Source organism: Marinobacter flavimaris, assembly GCF_045057155.1.
Lineage (GTDB): Bacteria > Pseudomonadota > Gammaproteobacteria > Pseudomonadales > Oleiphilaceae > Marinobacter > Marinobacter manganoxydans.
On the sequence record NZ_CP171359.1, the window covers coordinates 1,392,254 to 1,413,449 of the forward strand.

A 21,196-nucleotide genomic window follows, 5' to 3' on the forward strand; every position below is an offset into this window, starting at 1 on the left:
AGGCAACCAACATGCATAAAGCAACGGAATTCCGACTTGAAGCTCATCCCCTGCTTCCCGAACCCCTGGAGCGATTGGAAGAGCTTGCCAATGACCTGTTCTACAGCTGGGACCATGGGGTTCGAAGCCTGTTTGTCCGTATTGACCTACCGCTATGGCAGAAAGTCGAGCACAACCCAAAGCTTTTCCTGCGGCGGGTTGCCCAGGATCGACTCGATGAAGCGTCTGAAGACCGGGCGTTTCTGGCCGAGTATCGTCGGGTTCTGAGTAGCTACGATGCCTATCTTGAGGCTGGCCCCGGCCCGGAAGTGACGGAGAAGCTCGATCCGGAACAGGCCCTGGTGGCTTACTTCTGTGCCGAATTCGGCTTCCACGAAAGTTTTCCGATCTATTCCGGCGGCCTGGGCATCCTTGCCGGCGACCATTGCAAGGCCGCCAGTGACCTGGCCCTGCCCTTTGTCGCTGTGGGTCTGTTGTATCGGCAGGGTTACTTTATCCAGAGTATCGACGCCCACGGTCAGCAGATTGCGCGCTACCAGTCCCATTCCAGCGATGAATTGCCTATTTCACCGGTGGAGATAGACGGCAAGTGGCTCAAGGTCTCCGTACCCTTCCCCGGGCGTGATGTTGTGGCGCGGGTGTGGGAAGCCCGCGTTGGCCATATCCGCTTATACCTGCTGGACAGCAATACCGAAGAGAACGGCCCGGAAGACCGGGATCTCACGCTCCAGCTTTACGGTGGCGACGAGTCCACGCGGATCAGCCAGGAAATGCTGCTTGGCATTGGTGGAACCCGGGTTGTGGAGGCGCTGAACCTAAAGCCGACGGTCTGGCATATCAACGAGGGCCATGCCGCATTCCAGATTCTGGAACGCTGCAGGCACACCATGGTTTCCGGGTTGAGTTTCGCGGCCGCGCTTGAAGCCGTTGCCGGCGCTACGCTGTTCACAACGCATACGCCGGTACCGGCCGGCCACGACATCTTCCCCCGCTCCCTCGTTCATCATGCCCTGGGGCGATATATCGAGGAATCTGCCCTGGATTTTGATCAGGTGTTTGCCCTGGGCTCGAAGGACGGTGGGGACAGTTTCAACATGACCAGTCTGGGCCTGCGCGGCTCTCGTTTCCACAACGGGGTGAGCCGGATTCACGGTGGTGTCGCCTCGTTGATGGAGGGCGATATCTGGCCCCAGGTGCCGTCGGCAGAAAACCCTATCGGGTACATTACCAACGGTGTGCACGTACCGACGTTTCTGGCGCCGGAATGGTCCAGCCTGTTCGATATACAGGCGCCCACGTGGAAAAGTGAACTCCGGAACCCGGAATTCTGGAAGTTTATCGACCAGATCCCGGACTATCACTACTGGAGCGTTCACAAGGCCCTGAAACAGCAAATGGGCGAATACATTGTCCAGCGGCTAAGGCGCCAGCATAAACGCAACGGCACCGGCCATTCCGTCACTGACAGGATGACCCGGCAGCTTGTTTCCTCGGAAAAAGACACGCTGGTTATCGGGTTTGCAAGGCGGTTCGCCACCTACAAACGCGCGACGCTGATCTTCTCGGACCTGGAACGCCTCGAAAGCATCCTGACCGATCCGGACCGCCCGGTGGTGCTGGTATTTGCCGGCAAGGCCCATCCCAAGGACAAACCCGGTCAGCAACTGATCAAGGTAATCCACGACCTTTCCATGCACCCTTCGTTGATGGGGCACCTGATTCTCCTGGAGGACTATGACCAGGCCATGGCCCGCAGGCTGCTCAGTGGCGTCGATGTGTGGCTGAACACACCGGAATACCCGAAAGAGGCCAGTGGCACCTCCGGAGAGAAAGCAGCCCTCAATGGCGCTCTTAATCTCAGCGTGCTCGACGGCTGGTGGGGCGAAGGCTATAACGGCAAAAATGGCTGGGGCATCCCTCCCAGGGATACCGAACTGGACCCTGAATTCCGGAATGAGGAAGAGGCCCGGGACCTGATCGATCTGCTCGAATTCGAAGTGGTTCCCCTCTACTACGAGCGCGCCTCCCAGGGCTTTTCGAAAGGCTGGGTCCAGCGATCCAAGGCTTCGATGAAGTCGATCACACCAAGGTTTAACGCCCGGCGTATGGTGATGGATTACGTCAATAACTATTACCAGCCGGCGTCAACCCAGGGTGCTTTGCTGATGGCCGACAACGGCGAGGTTGCCAAAGAACTGGCAGACTGGAAGGCACGGGTCAGGCATGCCTGGCCGGGAGTGCAATTAAACGTGGTTGGCTGCGTCGAAGCTGCCTGCCCCCATGATGGCGGCGTAGAACTCAGAGTCGAGGCAAGGCTCAATGGCCTGTCAGCGAAGGATGTGCGGGTGGAGTGCCTGGTCAGCCCAGAATGCACCGGCACCCATAACAGCCCGGGGCCCGACAGTTTCTTGCTGGATAAGGAAAGCGAAGCGGAGGGGCGAACCGTGTTCTCTACACGCGTGCAACCCCCCTATCCCGGCTTGCAGACTCTCAGGCTCAGGATGTACCCCTATCACGAATCACTGACGCATCCGTTGGAGATGGGCGCCATGCTCTGGGTCTGACCCAGGGCATGGCGGTGCCTCAAAGCAGGTGCCGGCGAATGAATCGGCCGATGTCCTGTATTTCCTCAAGGCACACACTGTGTTCCATGGGGAATGTCTGATACGAAGGGTCGTAGCCCATCTCCTTCAGGGTTTCGACACTGCGCACACCCAGTGATTCCGGCACCATCGGATCGAAGGTTCCGTGATACACGCTGATCGGCACATCAGCATTGGCCTCTGAGCGTTGAACCGTGTCCGCGGTGGCGAAGTAGGTTGAAAGCGCCAGAACACCGCCAAAACGTTCCGGGTAGCTGAGCCCCAGTTCATAGGCAACGGCGCCTCCCTGGGAAAATCCGGCGATGATAATGCGCTCCGGCGGGGTGCCTTTGTGTTTTTGCTGCTCGACCAGTTTGGCGACCGCATCGGCAGACGCCCGCAACTGTTCCGTATCCACCACACGGTCGATATCCATGGCCTTGATGTCGTACCAGGCGGGCATGGACATGCCACCGTTGATGGTGACAGGCAGATTGGGCGCATGGGGAAAGATGAAGCGTACCGCTGTATCTTCCGGCAGGCCCAGTTCCGGCACTACGGGCTCGAAGTCGTGGCCGCTCGCACCAAGGCCATGAAGCCAGATGACGGCTGCGGTCGGGCTTTCCCCGGTTTCAATCTGAATGTACTGAAGATCCTGCACGGTTTACCTCATGTCTGAAAATTATGTACCGGTTTATTCGGAATGGCCGGATTTCTCGGCATTGGCCTCAAGCGCGGTGACCACTGGGTTGGCATACATATCCAGCAGATAAGGCCGGATGGCCGGATCGCAGGCTTCCAGTCTCCGCTCCATCTCGGCTTCAGCAGCTTCCATTTCCGCCGGTGACCAGGTTTCGGCAGTGACCACTGAATCGCTGACGGTATCCGGCGTATCGTGGGCCTGGGGATGAAGACCACGCTGCTGATAAGCCACCAGGTTTGAGGCATGCAGGTGATAGTTCGCATGCATCTCCCGATCTATACGGGCGGCCAAATCTTTCGGGTTATCCGGTGAATCATGGATGGGCGCACCAAAGTGCACATGCACGTGCCCTTTGAAACCGGTCAGTCCCTTCATGATCTGTTCGGTATCTTCACCCTCTCGCTTGATGTACTGGCCGGTCCGGGCCCGGGTTTCCAGCTCCTGGGCTTTGTCGGCATCGCACGGATCGTACTCGTAGGCAATGGAAACTGGCACCACATGCAGCCGATTCATGGCTTCGTCAAAACCGAGCCCGCTTTTCTTGCGGCTCATATAGAACATCTTGATGATGGCGGGGTCGGTAAAATCCAGCCCGTCCTTCGCCCGGCCCTCACGTTGGGCAATCCATATGCTGTGATTGGTATCGATGCTGTGGTTGATAAAGCCGGAGAGTGTGATGTAGGCATCACGCATCTCGCGGGGGCTTGTCATGCTGCGTCGCACTACAAAGCTCTTGTTCAGTCGCATCATTTCAGCGAACACGCGGTTGGCAAGCAGGTTGTCGCCAATGGCAATTCGGGTGGTATGGAAACCATTCTGGAACAGCTGGTAGTTCACCACCATGGGGTCGAAAACAATGTCCCGATGGTTTGAAATAAACAGATAGGCGCCGCGCTTGTCGAGGTTCTCCAGCCCGCTGGTCGTTACTCGCGTGGTTGTGCTCTCAACCAGCTCACCCACGTAGCTGGAAAGCCCGGCCTGGAGATCATCGACTCGTGTGTAGTGGCCAAAATGGCTGTTTAACCAGCGACGGGTAAACACACGCAACATGGCCGGCGCCCAGCGGGCCAGAGTCGGTGACTTGAAGCGACCGACCATATCCAGAAATTCCTGATCGTTGACCAGGCGGTTGATAGCAGCGCCGGTTTCTTCGTCCGAATAGGGACGGATGGCATCAAATTCCTGCATGGAAGCCCTGTTGTTATCAGTGTCTGTCACAGTATGGCGTGAAACGGTGGTTCAAAAACGCGGTATTGTAGCGTTTCTTAGATTAGTTTGCCTCCACCCGGCCCGTGGGTTTGCTGGCCAATCCTCAGGGTTAATCTGGTATCATTCGCCATTGCGCCGAACCCGGCACTCCACCCGAATCAATACAGCGGCTCCAAGCCGAGCAACCGGTTATTCTATGTATCTTGATCAGGATTTCGAACAGCTTTCCACCGAGCGCCCAACCACCTCGGGCCGTGATCCGGAACAGGTGCTGCACGAAGTCTTTGGTTATGAATCCTTCCGTCCGCTTCAGGGTGACATCATCCGGGAAGTATCGGAAGGCCGCGATGCACTTGTGCTCATGCCGACGGGCGGCGGTAAATCTCTTTGCTACCAGGTGCCGGCGCTGGTTCGCTCGGGCACTGCGATCGTAATTTCACCTCTGATTGCCCTGATGCAGGACCAGGTAGCGGCATTGAAAGAGCTAGGGGTCCGGGCTGCGTTCCTGAATTCAACCATGGATTTCGAGCAGGCCCGGGCGACCGAATACGCGCTCATGACCGGTGAGCTTGACCTTCTGTACTGCGCCCCTGAAAGACTGATACAGCCGCGCACCATCGAATTGCTTCATGACGCCTCCATCTCGCTGTTCGCTATCGACGAGGCCCATTGTGTGTCCCAATGGGGTCACGATTTCCGATCCGATTACCTTCAGCTCAGCATGCTGGCAGAACAGTTTCCCGGCGTACCCCGCATCGCGTTGACCGCAACCGCGGATGAGCGAACCCGAAAGGAAATTGCAGAACGACTGTCACTGACAGAGGCAAGACACTTCGTCAGTGGCTTCGATCGCCCCAACATTCAGTACCGTATAGCGCCAAAAATAAACGCGAACAAACAGTTACTGGATTTTATTAAAGCCGAACATGAGGGCGACTGCGGCATCGTTTACTGCCTGTCCCGGAACAAGGTCGACGCCACCGCGAAAACCCTGGCCCAGAAAGGCTATACCGCTCTGCCCTATCATGCAGGCCTGTCCTCGGAACAGCGTGCCCATCACCAGGAGCGGTTCCTGCGTGAAGACGGGGTGATTATTGTTGCCACCATCGCCTTCGGCATGGGTATCGATAAACCGGACGTGCGCTTTGTCGCACACCTAGATCTGCCGAAGAGCCTTGAAGCCTACTATCAGGAAACCGGTCGGGCCGGGCGTGACGGCAAGCCGTCTACGGCCTGGATGGTTTATGGCCTGCAGGATGTCATCAAACTGCGCCAGATGCTGGAAAGCTCACAGGGTAACGATCATTTCAAGCGCGTGGAACGGCAGAAGCTGGATGCGATGCTGGGCCTTTGTGAGGTCACCAGTTGCCGCCGTCAGGTGCTGTTGCGCTATTTCGGGGACGAGCTTGAGCAACCCTGTGGCAATTGCGACACCTGCCTGAATCCACCGGACACCTGGGATGGAACCGTCGCCGTCCAGAAAGCCCTTTCCTGCGTTTTCCGAACGGGCCAGCGTTTCGGCGTTACCTATCTGATTGATGTTCTGCGAGGCTCGGAAAACGAGCGGATTCTCCAATCCGGGCACCACCAGGTGTCAACCTACGGCATTGGAACGGAACTGAGTGCCAACGAGTGGAAATCGGTATACCGGCAACTGGTGGCCAATGGTTACCTCCGTGCAGATCCGGAGGGCTATGGTGCGCTCCAGTTGACCGAGCAGTGTCGACCACTGCTGAAAGGACGTCATACCATTGAGCTGCGCAAGGACCCGGAAATCAAGAAGACAACCGGCCGGGCAAACGGCGGCCGGTCGGGTTCGCCGGTCTCAGAACAGATTACCGACAAGGCCGGCTGGGAGGCGCTTCGAGCCTGCCGCAAGGAGCTGGCTGACAAACAGGGCGTGCCGCCCTACGTCATTTTCCATGACACTACCCTGTTTGGAATGCTGGAACGCAAACCGCGCACCCTGGATGAGCTGGCGGAAGTCAGCGGCGTGGGCGCCGCCAAGCTAGAGAAATACGGCGAGATTTTCCTGCAAACCATCGCTGGCCTCGAACAGGCCTGAATTGTTCAGGCCTCTGCTTTAAACCCTTTCTTCCGGACGCGGTAATGGGCGATGGAGGTCGCTACATGGTTGCCCTCTTCGTCCACCAGTTTTCCTTCCAGGGAGAATTTCGCCCGCCCGGTCTCGTCAGCGTCAGCAAGAATGGCTGCCACGGTTTCGGGATCCAGGGTGAATTCTACAGTGACATCGCTGTTGGCTGGCTGGAGAAACTGCAACGTCATTTCCTTGAGAATCGGCGTGTACGAAGGCCCCAGATCAAATAGGGTCAGCACGCCACCGGGAATTTCGGCTACCAGAAAGTACGCGCCCGCATAAAGGCTGCCGAAGTGGTTTTTGTTGCCTTTCAAGCGGATTTTCGCTCTTACATATCCTGGCCTGACCTCCTCAACGCTGAAGTTGTTCCGTGGTGCAAAAGGAATCGACAGTCCGATGATCTTGTTCACCGCTGCATACCCGCCCGTTTTCTTCAGCCAGGCCAGAGGGCTAGCCAGTGTAGCCTTGGGGTCGGTACTTGCCACCCATTGACCGGTCGCTCCGATGAGATTATCGATAATTGCCATTGCCAAGCTCCGAAATTGATTGGGAACTGATGATTACAACGGACTTCAGTGCTCGCAAGAAGGTTTTACAATTTTTTTGGATGTTGTCCGATTTATTTTTGAGTTTCTGTTCTAAAGTGAGGATGCGTGCCTGAATCATGACCGCTTGTTAGCCGGTTTTTCCAGTAGTAAGAAAGGATCTCTGATTTGGAATATTCTCTGCCCGCTTCCCTGGTCTTCCACCGGTTCCGAAAACTGGTTCTTTGCCTGATGCCATTGGCTTTCTGCCTTGCGGCAGGACCACTCTCAGCCACAACGTCATCGACCACTGCGTCGCAGGCAGCCGTGCGCGGTTACGTACTCTGGTACCGGAATTACGACAGCCCTGCCATCCGGGCCCTGGTGGAGCTTGCTCTGAAGAAGACGCCAGAGTACGGGGAATTTCAGATCATCAGAAGTGAAGAGCTGAGCCAGGGCCGCGTACTGAGGGAACTGACAGACGGCCAATCACGATTAGTTGACATCGCCAATGTCGCTACCTCCGCAGAACGGGAGAAGTCCCTGACCGCCATACCGTTTCCGGTCGATGGCGGGTTGCTCGGTTTTCGGGTTTGCGTGGTCATGCCGGAATCCTTGCCCCGGTTTGCGGGAATCAAGACTCTGGATGACTTGAGAGACAGTCAGATTCGGATTGGCCAGGGCGCCCACTGGCCAGACACACCGGTGCTTGAAGCCAACGGTATTCCGGTGGTCACTCACTCCCGATACGAAATACTGTTCGGAATGTTGCGTAATGAACGCTTCGAGTGTTTTGCCAGGGGCGTAAGCGAAGTGCTTTACGACCTGGAATTGGAGCAGGATCCTAATCTCCTAATTGAGCCTGATCTGTTGATCGCCTACCCGATGCCGTCCTATCTCTTTGTCGGTCCCGAAGACCAGGAAACCGCCCATCGCCTTCAGCTGGGAATTGAGCGCGCCATCCACGATGGCAGCTTCAATGATTTCCTCAGGCACTACTACGCCCGCGCTGTGAAAGAGCTTGATCTCGACGAGCGTAAGGTCATTACTCTCGAAAACCCGTACCTGAGCGAAGAATCCCGTTACGTTGGGCGCAAAACCTTCGAGAACCTGCGCCGTCGGCTGGAAGTCCTAAGCCGCTAACAGTCGCTCTTCGCTTACACCCGGAACCTCGACACGTTCTGGTTCAGTGCGGTGCCGATGCGCTCAATTTGCCCGCTGTAAACATCGTTTTCGGAGGCCGCGGCGGCCGCTTCCTGGCCCTGATCTGCAATCCGGGTAATCGACGAATTCAACTCCTCGGTAACCGACGTCTGTTCCTCGGATGCTGTGGCAATCTGCGACGTCATCTGGCTGATGGACGTGATTGCCTCGGCAATCCGGTTGAGGGCATCCATAGCGTCCTGCGCTTTTTCCATGCTGACATTGGATACTGCAGTTGAGGCATTCATGACATCGACCGCATCATTGGCGCCTTTCTGCAGACGCTCAATCATGTCGTTGATTTCCTCGGTGCTGGACTGGGTGCGCTGGGCAAGGTTACGTACCTCGTCTGCCACAACTGCGAAGCCCCGCCCTGCTTCACCGGCCCGAGCGGCTTCAATCGCGGCATTCAATGCCAGCAGGTTGGTTTGCTCTGCAATACCCTGAATCACTTCAAGCACTGTTGTGATTGATGTAACGTCCTTGCCAAGGGTGTGGATGACCTCTGCGGCCGCATTAATCTCCTTCGAGAGCTTCTGTACGGCGTCCCGGGAGGCAGCGACGGTCTCCAGCGAAGCCCGGCTGTCCGCATCCGCGGTGTTGGCGGCGTCTGCGGTTTGCTGTGCGTTCTGGGCAATCTCGCCGGCAGCGGCCGACATCTCGTTGATCGCGGTCGCCACCATGTCGATTTCGGCCTGCTGGCTCTCCACGCTCGAACGACTGGTACTGGCGGTATCTCTCAGCGAGCTGACATTTTCCCCGAGTTCGGCGCTACCCTTCTGGACATCCCGAACAACCGTCTGGATATTCTCGACAAACTGGTTAAAGCTCCGGGCCAACTCACCGAATTCATCTTTTGCACTGTCGTCCAGACGCTGGGTCAGGTCAGCATCACCACTGCCAATGTCCGCCATGGCCTTGTTCAAGCGGCGAACCGGCGCCATCAGAACCTTGATGCCCAGATGCAGGATCACCAGAGAAACGATCAGGCCGATCACGGCCATGATCAATCCAGTCATTCTGGCGCTCTGGACCGGTGCGTTGATCTTGTCCGCGTTTACAAAGGTCCCCAGATACCATTGCACGCCGCGCGCTTCACTGATCGGATGGAAGCTGGCCTCCCAGTTGCCGTCATCATTACTGTATTCGTGAGCGTCCCCGCCAAGATCCGGCTTGCCGCCAATGAGCTCACTGATGTTCTTGCCGACAAGGCTTTGCCGTGGGTGGAACAGTATGGTGCCACGCTCATTGATCAAAGCAGCGTAACCGGTGTCCGCGAGTGTGACTGTGCTCAGGGTTTTTGCTATCGCGCCCAGGCCGATATCAGCACCGGCCACGCCCTCGTATTCACCGCGCTTCACGGGCGCAAGTGTGGAGATGATCATGTCGTTGGTGCTGGCATCCTGATACGGCTCGGTGAACGAGGCGCTTCCGAGGCTCATGGCCTTCTTGTACCAGGGGCGCTGGCGGGGATCGTAATCCGCTGGCAGCGTGGCATTCGCCTCCGGCGATTTCATCAGCATGTAGCCGTCGGTACGCCCGACATAGACATCCCGGAAGCCGCCGCCGGTGGTAATGGCCTGAAGAATGACCCGCGCCTCTTCGTCGTTCTCGGCATTCTCCAGGGCTTTGGCGGTGGCTTCAGTCATCACCAGCCGGGCATTGAGCCACTCTGCGATGCTCGACGTGCTCTGCTGTACGGTGTCGTCGATCAGCGCGTTCACATAGGTTTCGGTGGTGCTTTGTAATCGTAAATCGCCAGAGAGCGTAAAAGCCCCCATAACCAACAGCAACAGAATACCGAAAGCAGTCAGGAGCTTTTGCCCGAATGTCAGCTGCACGGTCGAATCCTCAGCAATAAAATTGATATTCGTTAATGTGTGTTTCGGCCCATGGTGCGAAGTCTTTAGCGGCTTCTGTTAAACTTTCCAATTATTGACGCAGACGCTGAGATTGTCCTCATTCCATAACGAACGGGAGCCGAACTGAATGGCCCATGAAGAACTGCACCTCAACCTCCGGAACCTGAGGCTTGATGACTACGATCAGCTTCAGAAGCTTATGGATCGGGTATACGACGACATCGGAGGCTCCTGGCCGAAGGACACCATCAAGGCATTGGTGGAGCAGTTCCCCGACGGCCAGATCTGCATTGAGGAAAGCGGCCAGCTTATTGCGGTTGCGCTGACGGTCTGCGTTAAGTACGAGCGTTTCAGCAACCCGCACACCTACGACGATCTGATCCTCCGTAACGAGAAGATCTGGCACAACGCCAATGGTGACTCCCTCTATGGGCTGGATGTCTTTATCCACCCCGACTATCGGGGCTACCGCCTGGGTCGTCGACTCTACGAAGCGCGAAAAGAACTCTGCCGCTCCATGAACCTGCGTGCCATCCTGGCGGGCGGGCGCATACCGAGCTACTTCAAATACGCCGAACAGTATTCACCCGAAGAGTACATTCAACGGGTCGATCGCAAGGAAATCTACGATCCGATTCTGAGCTTCCAGCTCTCGAACGATTTCCAGGTTACGCGGTTGATGCACAAATACCTTCCCGAGGATGAGAAATCCCAGGGCTACGCGACGTTGCTGGAATGGCGGAACATTCTCTACACCCCACCTTCCCCGGTTCTGAGCGTCAAGAAAACTCAGATAAGGCTGGGCGCCGTGCAGTGGCAGATGCGTGAATTTACCTCGGTTGAAGAGGTGCTCGAGCAGGTTGAGTATTTTGTGGACGCCTTGTCTGATTACAAAAGTGACTTCGCCATCTTCCCCGAGTTTTTCAACGCGCCGCTGATGGGACTGACCGATCAGATGGACCAGACCCGGGCCATCCGTTTCCTCGCCGGATTTACCCAGCAGTTCCGGGAAGAGATGTCTGAAATGGCGGTGAGCTACAACATCAACATTATCACCGGTTCCATGCCGCTGATCGAAAACGATCGGGTGTATAACGTGTCCTATCTCTGCCACCGGGACGGTCGTGTTGATGAGCAACGCAAGATTCACATCACGCCCCACGAACGCCGCGACTGGGTGATCGAGGGCGGCAACCAGTTTGAGGTCTTCGAGACCGATGCCGGCCGGGTCGCCATCATGATCTGCTATGACATCGAATTCCCTGAACTGGGCCGTATTGCTGCCAGCCAGGAGGTTGATATCATCATGGTGCCGTTCTGGACCGACACCAAAAACGGCTACCTCAGGGTTCGCCAGTGCGCCCAGGCCCGCGCAATCGAAAACGAATGCTATGTGGTCGTCACTGGTAGCGTTGGCAACCTGCCGAAAGTCGAGAACCTGGACGTCCAGTACGCTCAGTCTGCCGTATTCTCACCTTCGGATTTTGCCTTCCCGCACGATGCAGTTATGGCGGAAACCACGCCGAATACGGAGATGATCATGTTCTCCGATATGGACTTGGAAAAGCTGAAACTGGTGCGTAACGAGGGGTCTGTCACTAACCTGAAAGATCGTCGCGTTGATATGTATGAATTGAAGACCAAGTAAACTGGCCTGATCAGCCAGGTCAATTTGTTAAATAACTGCGTTAGCGGTCGATCGTATGGCACTGATGGCGTTGCAAAACTAGAATTCAGTGTCTATTGTTTAACCAATATCCAGCCTGTCTCCCAATGAGACAGGTTGCTGTGGATACGGAAATCACCAGAGAACCCGATTCATGAACGAAGCATTGCCGGACCTTGTCGCACGATTCCGAGTCAGACAGGGCCTTTTTCGGAAGGAACTTGTCGAAGCCGCCCTTTATGAGCTGGACGGCTACGGATGTGTTATGAAAACCGACAAAGTGTTCAACCCCGGTGATACCGTGGTGCTCGATCTCGTGATGGACATGCCGTTCGACAAGATCCGCGCAGAAGGACTCGCCGGGCTGGTGACCGAACGCAGAAAACACTGCAGTAACTTCTTCTATTCAATCGATTTTGTAGAGCTCGACTCCAACGGCAGCTCGTCGCTGGCGGAAAAGCTCCGCAGAATCCGGGAAGTGCTATCCAAAAAACAGTCGCTCAAATCACGTCGTTCCCCAGGCTCCATGTCCGGTTTCCGGCAGATGGCCTGACATTGATTTTCGTTGAAACCTGCCCGTAAGGAGACATTCCATGGCGAAGAAAGCCAAACAGAACGTTGATAAAATCGTGAAAAAGGTCAACAAGGAGTTCGAAAAGACTTCTTCCCAGATCGAAGGCCTGGTGAACGATGCGCTGAAGCAGTTCGACAGCCTGCAGAACCAGGTTCAGGAGCCTGTTCGCAAGCTGCTGAAGGAAATCGACGAGCTTCGCGACCGCGAGATGAAGCGTTTCCACGAAGAGTTTGAGCGCCGCCTGGAAGAGTTCCATGAACTGCAGAGCAGCATTCTCGAGCGTCTTGGCGTGGCTTCCAAGGAAGCGGGTGAAGAGGTCAAGAAGCTCACAGATGAAGTGAGTAAAGAGGCCAGCACGGCAGCCAAGAAATCAGCGCCGAAGAAAACCGCCAAAACAGCTTCCAAAGCCAAAGGCGCGACCAGCAAGCCTGCGGCGAAGAAGCCTTCAGCCAAGAAAGCACCAACTGCCAAGGCTGCAAAGCCGGTCGACAAGAGTGACCTGACACTGGTTAAAGGTATCGGCCCGGCCACCGCCAAGAAGATGAAGGACGCTGGCATTACCTCCATCGACCAGATCGCCAATCCGTCTGCCGAAGACCAGGAAAAGCTGAAGGCCTTCTCAAACGTCAAGGGATACAGCCAATTCAGCGCTGAAGCCAAGAAAATCGGCTGATGCGAACGCCTGACCAGCCTGTTTTACGGGACATTGTCCTGATTGGCGGCGGGCATAGCCACGTCGGGGTACTCAAGCGGTTCGCGATGAACCCTGTTCCCGGCGTGCGCCTGACCCTGATCTGCCGCGACACCCACACCCCCTATTCCGGCATGCTGCCGGGCTACGTGGCCGGCCACTATAGCTACGACGATGTCCACATCGATCTGAGCCGCCTGGCGGAGTACGCTGGTGCGCGCTTTTACCGGGCCGAAGCCATGGGCATCGACCGGGATCAGAAGCGGGTTATCTGCCGCGGTCGCCCGGATGTGCCCTACGACATACTGTCAATCAATATTGGCTCGTCTCCTAGGGTCAATGAAGTGGAAGGCGCTTCCGACCACGCGGTTCCGGTTAAGCCGATCACCGGCTTCAACAACCGCTGGCTTGCACTGCTCTCCCGTATCGAGAATTACGACGGGCCGCTGGCGGTTGCCGTGGTTGGCGCTGGTGCCGGTGGCGTTGAGCTGACCCTCGCCATGCAGTTTCGACTGAAGAATGAACTGAAACAGCGTGGTAAAGATCCCGGTCAGCTGCATTTCCACCTCTTCGACGCCGCCGACCAAATTCTACCGACCCACAACCCCAAGGTGCGTGAGGTTTTCCGAAAAACCTTGTCGAATCGTGGTGTGAAGGTCCATCTGGGATCGCCAGTCAGCAAGGTTCAGGAAGGGTTATTGATTACCGAATCCGGCGAAACCCTGCAAACGGACGAAGTGCTCTGGGTAACCCGGGCTGGTGGCCCGGAATGGCTCAAGGACACAGGCCTGGCGCTGGACGATGGGCTGTTCCTGAGAGTACGCGATACCCTGCAAGTGGAGAATGACGACAGCATTTTTGCTGCTGGCGATATTGCCAACGTCTTGAATCACCCCCGAGAAAAAGCGGGGGTATTTGCGGTAAGACAGGGCCCTCCCCTCGCCGACAACCTCAAGCGGCTTGCAACCGGCAAGGATCCGAAGGATTTTCATCCGCAGAAGAAGTGGTTAGCGCTAATCAGCACCGGGGACAAGTACGCTGTGGCCTCCCGGGGAGATTTGCAGTTCGACGGCGCCTGGGTCTGGCGCTGGAAAGACTGGATCGATCGCCGCTTTATGAAGAAGTTCAACGATCTGCCTCCAATGGAGGAAGAATCCAAACTGCCGGATACGGCTGCCGCACAGAATGCCGAGGAAGCCTCCCAGGCCATTTCGGCGGTTGCCATGCGTTGTGGTGGTTGTGGCGCCAAGGTGGGCAGCACCGTTCTTTCGCGTGCCCTGGGAGAGCTGAAACCCATCGAGCGGGACGATATCCTGATCGGCCTTCACGCCCCGGACGACGCCGCCGTTTTGACGGTGCCGCCCGGCAAAGCCGTGGTTCACACCGTGGATTTCTTCCGTGCGTTCATTGACGACCCCTACATCTTTGGCAAGGTGGCGGCCAATCATAGCCTCGGTGACGTCTTTGCCATGGGCGCCGAAGCCCAGAGTGCCACGGCCGTTGCCACGGTGCCTTACGGCATCGAGTCCAAGGTTGAGGATGTCGTCTATCAGATGATGTCTGGTGCTGTTGAAGTGCTGAACGAGGCAGGATGCGCGCTGGTTGGCGGGCACACCGGCGAGGGCAAGGAACTGGCCCTGGGCTTTGCAGTCAACGGCCTGATCGACCCGGAAGAAGTCATGAGCAAAGGTGGCCTGAAAGCGGGCGATGCCCTGATTCTCACCAAGCCCATCGGTACAGGCACCCTGTTTGCCGCTCACGCAAAGCTGGCGGCCAAAGGTCGGTGGATCGATTCCGCCCTCGCCTCCATGGTCCAGTCCAATAAGGCGGCAGCAGACTGCCTCAGGAAATTTGGATCAAAAGCCTGTACAGACGTTACCGGCTTCGGTCTCCTCGGGCATCTCGTTGAAATGACCAAGCCCTCGGGTGTGGATGCCGAACTGGACCTTTCTGCCATCCCGATCCTTCCGGGCGCGGAGGAAACAGCGGCAGCAGGGATCCTCAGTTCCCTGCAACCAGCAAACATCCGCTTGCGCCGGGGTATCCGGGATCAGGAAAAATGGGTAAATCATGCCCGATATCCCCTGATTTTTGACCCTCAAACGGCGGGTGGTCTGCTGGCAAGCGTTGCGGCGGACAAGGCAGAGGAGTGTGTACGGGAACTGAAAGCCCTGGGCTATCCGCACACAGCCATCATCGGCCGAATTACCGCCCAGGATGAATCGGGGCCCATCGAGCCTATTTCCCTGCGGGATTAACGTCCCTGTGAGCAGCGCTGCATTGCAAGGTGTAGCGCCTGCTCCAGGGATGCCTGTTCTTTTTCGGGCAGGAAACGCTCGGCCAGATTACCAACCTGGGCTTTGAGGCTTTCGAGAAACCCAGGTTCGGTCTCTGCGTGTTGCAGCAGACCGGCCAGCGCCTGTTCGTCGCCAACGGGAAAATATCCGGCATAGTCACGCCCCAGCAAACCAACATTGCCCGGAATGTCGGATGCCAACACCGGCAAGCCAGCCCGGCAGGCTTCGGAGACCACGTTTGCGCCACCCTCCATTACCGAGCTGATCACCATTAACTGGCTGTTCGCCATCAACTGCCGGGTGCGGGTTTTATCCAGCTCGCCGAGCCATTGGAAGCGTGGGTTTTCAGCCATTTCCCGCTCTGCTTTGTTGTGCCATGCGTCGTTGTGGGCCTTGCCGGCGCAAAAAACCTGTACCTTCGAATCCTTCGGAAGCAATCGCGCGGCATAGGCCGCCCGCAGAGAATCCTTTTCGTCCCGAAGATGACCAATCACACAAGCGCCAAAACTCTCCTTCGTGAGATCCGCTTGCCGCGCCGGAAAGGCCTCCGGCCCCTCAGCCGATTGGTATAGCGTGACCAATTTGCTGGCAAGGCCGGCGGGTATGTCGTGCGCTACCAAGTCGTGCAGACCAATAAGCGCATCGGCCGCGCCCATGGAATACCGGGTGTCTTCCGGGTATTCGTGCTGGTGGTAATAGATATCCGTGCCGGTGAGAGCCACGATGAGCGGCTTTTCAGGCCAGATTTCGCGGAAATGCCGTATGGCATCGACACTACGCCAGGCATGCAGGGCTATAAACGCATCGCAGGGTTCCCCGTGGTATTCAGTAACCACGTCGACCGAGTGCCCGGCACTTTCCAGCAAGGTCTCCCACCGTTCCGCCGTTGCCCGGTTTCCTGCTTTCGAACCCGGCTGCGCCGGCGTGATCATTATCAGATGCATTGTCTTTGATTGAACCCAGCTTACTGAAAAATGGAGCGTTCGGCCCTGAGCCAATTAAACCCGCAAACCGTATAGCTGTTCAGAGTTAACCTAAATCAAGGTATCCTTCTGAAGCTGGAGTCGTTCACTTCATCTCTGCACTGTAAATATCCATTCCAAAAAGGAAAAACCATGACCCACAATCTTATACGGAAATTGCTGATTATTGGTCTCTGTTCTCTTTTTTCAGCCGCCGCGACCGCGCAGACGTTCATTTTTACGGCAATCCCGGACGAAGATGAAACCAAGCTCGTCGAGCGTTTTCGCGGCATTGCGGACTACCTTTCCGAGGAACTGGATGCCGATGTGAAGTACATCCCCGTGAAATCCTATGCGGCTGCCGTTTCCGCCTTCCGGAATAACCAGGTGCAGCTGGCGTGGTTCGGCGGCCTGTCGGGTGTTCAGGCGAGATCACTTGTACCCGGTTCTCAGGCAATCGCACAGGGGACTGAAGACCAGGCCTTCTACGTCTATTTTATTGCTCATGAGAGCACCGGCCTGGATCGTCAGGATAGCCTGCCAGAAGACGTACGTGGTAAGACCTTTACCTTCGGATCAAAGGGCTCAACGTCGGGACGATTGATTCCGGAGTACCACATCCGCGAAACGTTTGGCGAAGCACCTGAAGATGTATTTTCTCGGGTCGGCTACAGCGGCAACCACACTCGCACCCTCCGTCTGGTCGAGTCCGGCACCTACGAAGTGGGCGCGATGAACTTCGCGGTCTGGGAAAAAGAACTGGAAAACGGAAACATTGATACCGACGCCGTGCAGGTCATCTGGAAAACACCCGGGTTCCCGAATTACCAATGGAGCATCCGTGGCGACGTGGATGAAAACTACGGCGAAGGCTTTACCGATCGCGTTCGCGAAGCCCTGCTCTCCCTTGATGATCCCGAGCTGCTTGAGAGCTTCCCGCGTTCTGATTTTATTCCCGCTTCAAACGACGATTATGAGCCGATTCGCAAAGTAGCGAAAGAAATCGGAATCATTGATTGATGGCAGGCTTTGATCTCTCAGGCCTGACGGCCTCTTTTGGGGGTGAGCGGGTATTCGGGCCCCTCACCCTCAAGGTAAAGGAAGGAGATCAGGTTGCCCTCGTCGGTAAGAGTGGTGCAGGTAAATCCACTCTTATCCGGCTTATTCACCAGCGAGTGGATGGCCAGTCATCTCTTGTGCCTCAGGAGCTTGGCCTGGTAAACGCCCTTCCTGTGTTTCACAACGTGTTCATGGGCCAGCTCGACAAGCATGCCACCTGGTACAACACCATTACCCTTGTGCGGCCATTCAAACAGGACAGAAAACAGGTCCTGGAGCTTCTGGACGCATTGAGAATGTCTGAAAAACTCTGGATTCCCACAGCTTCGCTCTCGGGCGGGCAGCGTCAAAGGGTGGCCATTGCCAGAGCCCTTTATCGCAACGCCCCGGTCTTATTGGCAGATGAACCCATCTCCGCACTGGACGGCCCCATGGCGCATCACGTTATGCAATTGCTGCGAGATCGCTTCAAAACCAGTGTTATCGCTCTTCACGACGTGGAAATGGCGATGAAGTACTGTAACCGCATTGTTGGCATACAGAATGGGCAGGTCGCCCTTGATGAGCCTACTGACCAATTGGCGGCCGCAGACATCATGTCGCTGTATTAGGATCTGTCGAGCGATGCTCTCCTACCCGACTGTTCGCACCAGCCTGATCTTTCTTGCTATTGCGCTTGTGGGGCTCTTGTTTGCCGATATTGCGATCACCGCAAACAATCCCTGGCGGGATCTGGGCAACTTTTTCCTGGGTGTACTCACTCCGAACTTTTTCAGCAGCGAAGGTCTTCTTACCGCCTTATTGCGAACAGTGGCCTTCGCCTTTGTTGGGGTGACCGTTGGCGGGGTTTGCGGATTTTTTCTGGCTCTGGTGTACCGATTCCTCCCGGTGCGAGTGTTTTGTGCTTTCATCAGGGCGATTCATGAGCTCTTTTGGGCTCTTATTTTTTTGCAGTTTTTCGGTTTCCACCCCCTGACGGGCGTGTTGGCGATCGCGATACCTTATTCCGGCATCTTCGCCAAGGTTTATTCCGAGATTCTCGAGGAAGCTGACCCGGAGCCGGGCAGGCTCTTGCCACCGGGAACTGGAACTATCGCGGCGTTTCTGTATACCAGGATTCCTGATTGCTGGGTCCAGCTGAGAACCTACACCGCCTATCGCCTGGAATGCGGGCTGCGTTCGAGCGCCATACTCGGATTTGTGGGCCTGCCAACTCTGGGGTTTTATCTGGAAACGTCTTTTTCCCAGGGGATGTACTCCGACGCCGGCGCAATGTTGATCCTCTTTTACGTGCTCATTGCAACCATTCCCCTTTGGGTAAGACCCAAGCTGTTACCCGTGTATATCGTGGGGGCGCCGTTTTTCCTTGGCGATGGCTTGCCCATCGTCTGGGGTAATGTTGAACGGTTTTTCACCGAGGATATTGTCCCCAGCCCACTCAGGGATGGAGAGGGCCTGGCCGGCCTTTTACCGTGGCTGAATGAACTGATGATCGAGCAGGCACTGCCTGGCATCTGGAATACTGTGGTTCTCACTCAGATTGCGCTGGTGGCCACGGGTATCCTCACCCTGCTGGCGTTCCCCCTGATCTCAAATCATTTTGGCGGCCCTATACGTCGAACCTCCGGCCATATTTTTCTAGTAATTGCCCGATCAACCCCTGAGTACATCCTGGCCTACATACTCCTGCAACTCTGGGGACCTTCCATGCTTCCTGCAGTGGTTGCATTGGCCCTTCACAATGGCGGCATCATAGGCCACCTGATTGGCCGGCAAACCAACACGATCCGTTTGAGATCCGATGCTCCCAAAGGCTTTAATCGCTATAGCTGGGAACTCGTGCCCCGGATCTACCGATCATTTCTGGCGTTTCTATTTTATCGCTGGGAAATCATCATGAGAGAAACTGCAATCCTTGGTATTCTCGGCATCTACACCCTTGGCTTTTACGTTGATAGCGCGATACAGAGTATCCGGTTCGACCAGGCAATGGTTCTGATCCTGATAACGGCCATGCTTAACATCGGCGTAGACATCCTCGGCCGCTATATTCGCCGCAAGCTGGCTTTGCAGACCATGCCCACCTGCTAACCCGCACTGCGATCCCCATCACAGTTCCGTCATTTCGGCCAACGCTAAACTGGTAATTGGCGACCGGTTGGCGGTATTGCCAGGATACATTCCGCTACACTCAGATCACCTATTGCAACATTCAGAGTTCTGGTGATGATGGTTAACGGGTTGATTCTCTTCATTCAGGTCGGGCTGCTGGCGCTGCTTGTCCTGTTGGCTGTGCGGGTTATCTCGCTGGTGCGTTCCGAACCCATCGCAGTCGGTCGCCAGGAAATCTGGCCAGCAACGAGGGACACGGTGGCTACCGACCTGCCCTCAAACAATTCCGAATGGCCGGTTGCCAGCAGAAGGCCGACTCCTGAAGCTGCTCCGGACCGGGCTGAGCTCATCACCCGATTGCACATTCTGGCTGGTCTCCAGGAACGGGATTGCCGTGTAAAGGGTCTGGCGCTAGCGACCGCACCCGATGCGGTCAAAGCCTATGCCACGGCTTGGCTGTACGGTGCCGGGTGCGCCCTGAGCGACAAAGGCAGTCGGCATTCCGAGGCACTGGCCGGGATTGTTGCCCAGACCATCAATCGAAAAACGGGGATGCGTCAACCGGAGGCGATGCAGGCGATCAGCACATTAACAGACAGTGCGGTTTATCTGGCTTGTTTCCGGGCGGGTCTGGAAGGTGCGGAGTTCTGGCGATACAACCATTTCGTACCGCCCACGTCGAGTCTTTACGACGCCATTACTGCCAACGCGTTTATTTAGCAGCCTGTTTGTTTGCGGTTTCAAGTACCCAGTCGGTACCCAGGGCAACGGGTTCCGCATGATCCTGTTCGTCCACTCGGGTTCCGGTTATTTCAGGCCGGCTGAAGCCGCCATCATCCGTATTTGCCATGCTGTCCACATCCACGGAACGAACCACATAGGTTACGCCGCCGGCCAGCACTTTCGCGCGATGAGTCAGGCCGAAAACAAACCGGCAGTAATCCAGCTTTAGCTGAATCAGATCCTGTTCGGCTTTGCGGATTTTTCTGAGCAGAACCTTCTGAACGCTATCTCCGTAATCCATCACGTTGTCCCTGCAAATGGCGATGAGATGATTTTACACAATCCCGGACCGTTGTCAGCCGACCAGTTGTCGGTTCAGCTGTCCCGGTGCTATTCGGCCTGGAAAACCAGCTTAACCGGGATGTTTTCGATGGGTTCCTGGCCCTGTTGCAGATCAATGCGCCAGGTCATTTTGCCATCCACGGTGCAGAACGGCGCTGTGAAACGGGCGGAGTACTGGTTTTCCGACTGTTTGCCGAGGGGCACCGGGTACTCGCCCATGTACATGGACTCGCCCCGGAGAACAGCCAGAAAGCGTTCCGGACGCTCCGGCGTGGCAACGGTTAGCTGGTATTCGGTGCCCTGAGCGCCCACGCCCATGGTGTTGAGGGCAACCTGCCAATCTCCGGAACCATTTGACCATTGGCACGGACCGCTTTCCAGCAGATCACACTGAACGGTCTGACTTTCTCCGCCGGACGTTTTGCCAGTGTCTCCCAGCAGGCGCCAACCGAACACACCGGCACCAACCACGGCCAGAATCAATCCTGTAACAGCAATCGCGCGTAACATAACCGCTTCCCGAACAAACCCGGCCGGCATTATGGGGTTTTCTCCGGCCGAGGCAAAGGTTTCTAAACTGGCGCTACTC

General features: G+C 56.3%; 18 protein-coding genes. 11 read left to right on the top strand and 7 right to left on the bottom strand.

The window, feature by feature from the left end:
- The first annotated feature begins 11 nt into the window (after nucleotides 1–11).
- Nucleotides 12–2,564 carry an alpha-glucan family phosphorylase gene (glgP, locus tag ACGK9W_RS06430; protein WP_405419768.1) on the top strand — a complete coding sequence of 851 codons (2,553 nt, stop codon included), beginning with the start codon at nucleotides 12–14 and terminating at the stop codon, nucleotides 2,562–2,564.
- A 19-nt stretch (nucleotides 2,565–2,583) separates the two neighbouring features.
- Here glgP and ACGK9W_RS06435 read toward each other — a convergent pair whose 3' ends face one another.
- Nucleotides 2,584–3,243, bottom strand: a complete 660-nt coding sequence (locus ACGK9W_RS06435; RefSeq protein WP_405419771.1) for an alpha/beta hydrolase — start codon at nucleotides 3,241–3,243, stop codon at nucleotides 2,584–2,586.
- 33 nt (nucleotides 3,244–3,276) lie between these two features.
- Nucleotides 3,277–4,473: a 1-acyl-sn-glycerol-3-phosphate acyltransferase gene (locus ACGK9W_RS06440; protein WP_008169692.1), complete on the bottom strand. Its 1,197-nt coding sequence runs from the start codon at nucleotides 4,471–4,473 to the stop codon at nucleotides 3,277–3,279.
- Nucleotides 4,474–4,690: 217 nt separating this feature from the next.
- On the opposite strand from ACGK9W_RS06440, the gene recQ reads away from it, so the two are divergent.
- Nucleotides 4,691–6,559: a DNA helicase RecQ gene (gene recQ / locus ACGK9W_RS06445; protein ID WP_273093414.1), complete on the top strand. Its 1,869-nt coding sequence runs from the start codon at nucleotides 4,691–4,693 to the stop codon at nucleotides 6,557–6,559.
- A gap of 5 nt (nucleotides 6,560–6,564) precedes the next feature.
- Here the strand turns inward: recQ and ACGK9W_RS06450 are convergent, their stop codons facing one another.
- Nucleotides 6,565–7,119, bottom strand: a complete 555-nt coding sequence (locus tag ACGK9W_RS06450; protein WP_041645218.1) for a YiiD C-terminal domain-containing protein — start codon at nucleotides 7,117–7,119, stop codon at nucleotides 6,565–6,567.
- A gap of 186 nt (nucleotides 7,120–7,305) precedes the next feature.
- Here ACGK9W_RS06450 and ACGK9W_RS06455 point away from each other — a divergent pair, with 186 nt between their 5' ends.
- Nucleotides 7,306–8,259, top strand: a complete 954-nt coding sequence (locus ACGK9W_RS06455; protein WP_405419775.1) for a hypothetical protein — start codon at nucleotides 7,306–7,308, stop codon at nucleotides 8,257–8,259.
- A 14-nt stretch (nucleotides 8,260–8,273) separates the two neighbouring features.
- On the opposite strand, the gene ACGK9W_RS06460 is transcribed toward ACGK9W_RS06455, so the two are convergent.
- Nucleotides 8,274–10,160 carry a methyl-accepting chemotaxis protein gene (locus ACGK9W_RS06460; protein ID WP_405419778.1) on the bottom strand — a complete coding sequence of 629 codons (1,887 nt, stop codon included), beginning with the start codon at nucleotides 10,158–10,160 and terminating at the stop codon, nucleotides 8,274–8,276.
- Between the two features lie 148 nt (nucleotides 10,161–10,308).
- Here ACGK9W_RS06460 and ACGK9W_RS06465 point away from each other — a divergent pair, with 148 nt between their 5' ends.
- From ACGK9W_RS06465 to selD, 4 genes are all read left to right on the top strand, one after another.
- Nucleotides 10,309–11,829 carry a carbon-nitrogen hydrolase family protein gene (locus tag ACGK9W_RS06465; RefSeq protein WP_008171577.1) on the top strand — a complete coding sequence of 507 codons (1,521 nt, stop codon included), beginning with the start codon at nucleotides 10,309–10,311 and terminating at the stop codon, nucleotides 11,827–11,829.
- Between the two features lie 172 nt (nucleotides 11,830–12,001).
- Entirely contained in the window at nucleotides 12,002–12,400 is a 399-nt protein-coding gene (locus tag ACGK9W_RS06470) for a hypothetical protein (protein ID WP_008171578.1), read from the top strand.
- 40 nt (nucleotides 12,401–12,440) lie between these two features.
- Nucleotides 12,441–13,094, top strand: coding sequence for a helix-hairpin-helix domain-containing protein (locus ACGK9W_RS06475; RefSeq protein ID WP_405419782.1), 654 nt, complete (start codon nucleotides 12,441–12,443; stop codon nucleotides 13,092–13,094).
- Nucleotides 13,094–15,370 (top strand): selenide, water dikinase SelD, encoded by a 2,277-nt coding sequence (selD, locus tag ACGK9W_RS06480; protein ID WP_405419784.1) that lies wholly within the window; start codon nucleotides 13,094–13,096, stop codon nucleotides 15,368–15,370. The genes ACGK9W_RS06475 and selD overlap by 1 nt, the downstream gene beginning before the upstream one ends.
- On the opposite strand, the gene senB is transcribed toward selD, so the two are convergent.
- A complete protein-coding gene (senB, locus tag ACGK9W_RS06485) occupies nucleotides 15,367–16,341 on the bottom strand; it encodes a selenoneine biosynthesis selenosugar synthase SenB (RefSeq protein ID WP_405419787.1) in 975 nt (324 codons plus the stop codon). The two genes, selD and senB, sit on opposite strands and share 4 nt — an antisense overlap.
- 183 nt (nucleotides 16,342–16,524) lie before the next feature.
- Here senB and ACGK9W_RS06490 point away from each other — a divergent pair, with 183 nt between their 5' ends.
- The 4 genes from ACGK9W_RS06490 (at nucleotide 16,525) to ACGK9W_RS06505 (ending at nucleotide 20,262) form a co-directional block, all read left to right on the top strand.
- Entirely contained in the window at nucleotides 16,525–17,391 is an 867-nt protein-coding gene (locus tag ACGK9W_RS06490) for a putative selenate ABC transporter substrate-binding protein (protein ID WP_405419790.1), read from the top strand.
- Complete coding sequence (locus ACGK9W_RS06495; protein ID WP_405419793.1) at nucleotides 17,391–18,041, top strand: ATP-binding cassette domain-containing protein; 651 nt, start codon at nucleotides 17,391–17,393, stop codon at nucleotides 18,039–18,041. The genes ACGK9W_RS06490 and ACGK9W_RS06495 overlap by 1 nt, the downstream gene beginning before the upstream one ends.
- Before the next feature lie 13 nt (nucleotides 18,042–18,054).
- Entirely contained in the window at nucleotides 18,055–19,521 is a 1,467-nt protein-coding gene (locus ACGK9W_RS06500) for an ABC transporter permease (RefSeq protein ID WP_008171584.1), read from the top strand.
- Between the two features lie 135 nt (nucleotides 19,522–19,656).
- On the top strand, nucleotides 19,657–20,262 hold the full coding sequence (locus ACGK9W_RS06505) for a hypothetical protein (protein WP_273083859.1): 606 nt from the start codon (nucleotides 19,657–19,659) through the stop codon (nucleotides 20,260–20,262).
- Here the strand turns inward: ACGK9W_RS06505 and ACGK9W_RS06510 are convergent.
- Together ACGK9W_RS06510 and ACGK9W_RS06515 are read right to left on the bottom strand one after the other, a co-directional pair.
- Nucleotides 20,255–20,566 carry a hypothetical protein gene (locus ACGK9W_RS06510; protein ID WP_008171587.1) on the bottom strand — a complete coding sequence of 104 codons (312 nt, stop codon included), beginning with the start codon at nucleotides 20,564–20,566 and terminating at the stop codon, nucleotides 20,255–20,257. The two genes, ACGK9W_RS06505 and ACGK9W_RS06510, sit on opposite strands and share 8 nt — an antisense overlap.
- 89 nt (nucleotides 20,567–20,655) lie before the next feature.
- Nucleotides 20,656–21,117: a hypothetical protein gene (locus ACGK9W_RS06515; protein ID WP_039881896.1), complete on the bottom strand. Its 462-nt coding sequence runs from the start codon at nucleotides 21,115–21,117 to the stop codon at nucleotides 20,656–20,658.
- Nucleotides 21,118–21,196: the final 79 nt, after the last annotated feature.

Excerpts from the sequence above, each read along its gene's own strand:
- ACGK9W_RS06490 (WP_405419790.1), top strand. The coding sequence starts at position 16,525 with ATGACCCACAATCTTATACGGAAATTGCTGATTATTGGTCTCTGTTCT.
- ACGK9W_RS06465 (WP_008171577.1), top strand. The coding sequence starts at position 10,309 with ATGGCCCATGAAGAACTGCACCTCAACCTCCGGAACCTGAGGCTTGAT.
- selD (WP_405419784.1), top strand. The coding sequence starts at position 13,094 with ATGCGAACGCCTGACCAGCCTGTTTTACGGGACATTGTCCTGATTGGC.
- ACGK9W_RS06450 (WP_041645218.1), bottom strand. The coding sequence starts at position 7,119 with ATGGCAATTATCGATAATCTCATCGGAGCGACCGGTCAATGGGTGGCA.
- recQ (WP_273093414.1), top strand. The coding sequence starts at position 4,691 with ATGTATCTTGATCAGGATTTCGAACAGCTTTCCACCGAGCGCCCAACC.
- ACGK9W_RS06440 (WP_008169692.1), bottom strand. The coding sequence starts at position 4,473 with ATGCAGGAATTTGATGCCATCCGTCCCTATTCGGACGAAGAAACCGGC.
- senB (WP_405419787.1), bottom strand. The coding sequence starts at position 16,341 with ATGATCACGCCGGCGCAGCCGGGTTCGAAAGCAGGAAACCGGGCAACG.
- ACGK9W_RS06505 (WP_273083859.1), top strand. The coding sequence starts at position 19,657 with ATGATGGTTAACGGGTTGATTCTCTTCATTCAGGTCGGGCTGCTGGCG.
- ACGK9W_RS06500 (WP_008171584.1), top strand. The coding sequence starts at position 18,055 with ATGCTCTCCTACCCGACTGTTCGCACCAGCCTGATCTTTCTTGCTATT.
- ACGK9W_RS06470 (WP_008171578.1), top strand. The coding sequence starts at position 12,002 with ATGAACGAAGCATTGCCGGACCTTGTCGCACGATTCCGAGTCAGACAG.
- ACGK9W_RS06475 (WP_405419782.1), top strand. The coding sequence starts at position 12,441 with ATGGCGAAGAAAGCCAAACAGAACGTTGATAAAATCGTGAAAAAGGTC.
- ACGK9W_RS06495 (WP_405419793.1), top strand. The coding sequence starts at position 17,391 with ATGGCAGGCTTTGATCTCTCAGGCCTGACGGCCTCTTTTGGGGGTGAG.
- ACGK9W_RS06510 (WP_008171587.1), bottom strand. The coding sequence starts at position 20,566 with ATGGATTACGGAGATAGCGTTCAGAAGGTTCTGCTCAGAAAAATCCGC.
- ACGK9W_RS06515 (WP_039881896.1), bottom strand. The coding sequence starts at position 21,117 with ATGTTACGCGCGATTGCTGTTACAGGATTGATTCTGGCCGTGGTTGGT.
- glgP (WP_405419768.1), top strand. The coding sequence starts at position 12 with ATGCATAAAGCAACGGAATTCCGACTTGAAGCTCATCCCCTGCTTCCC.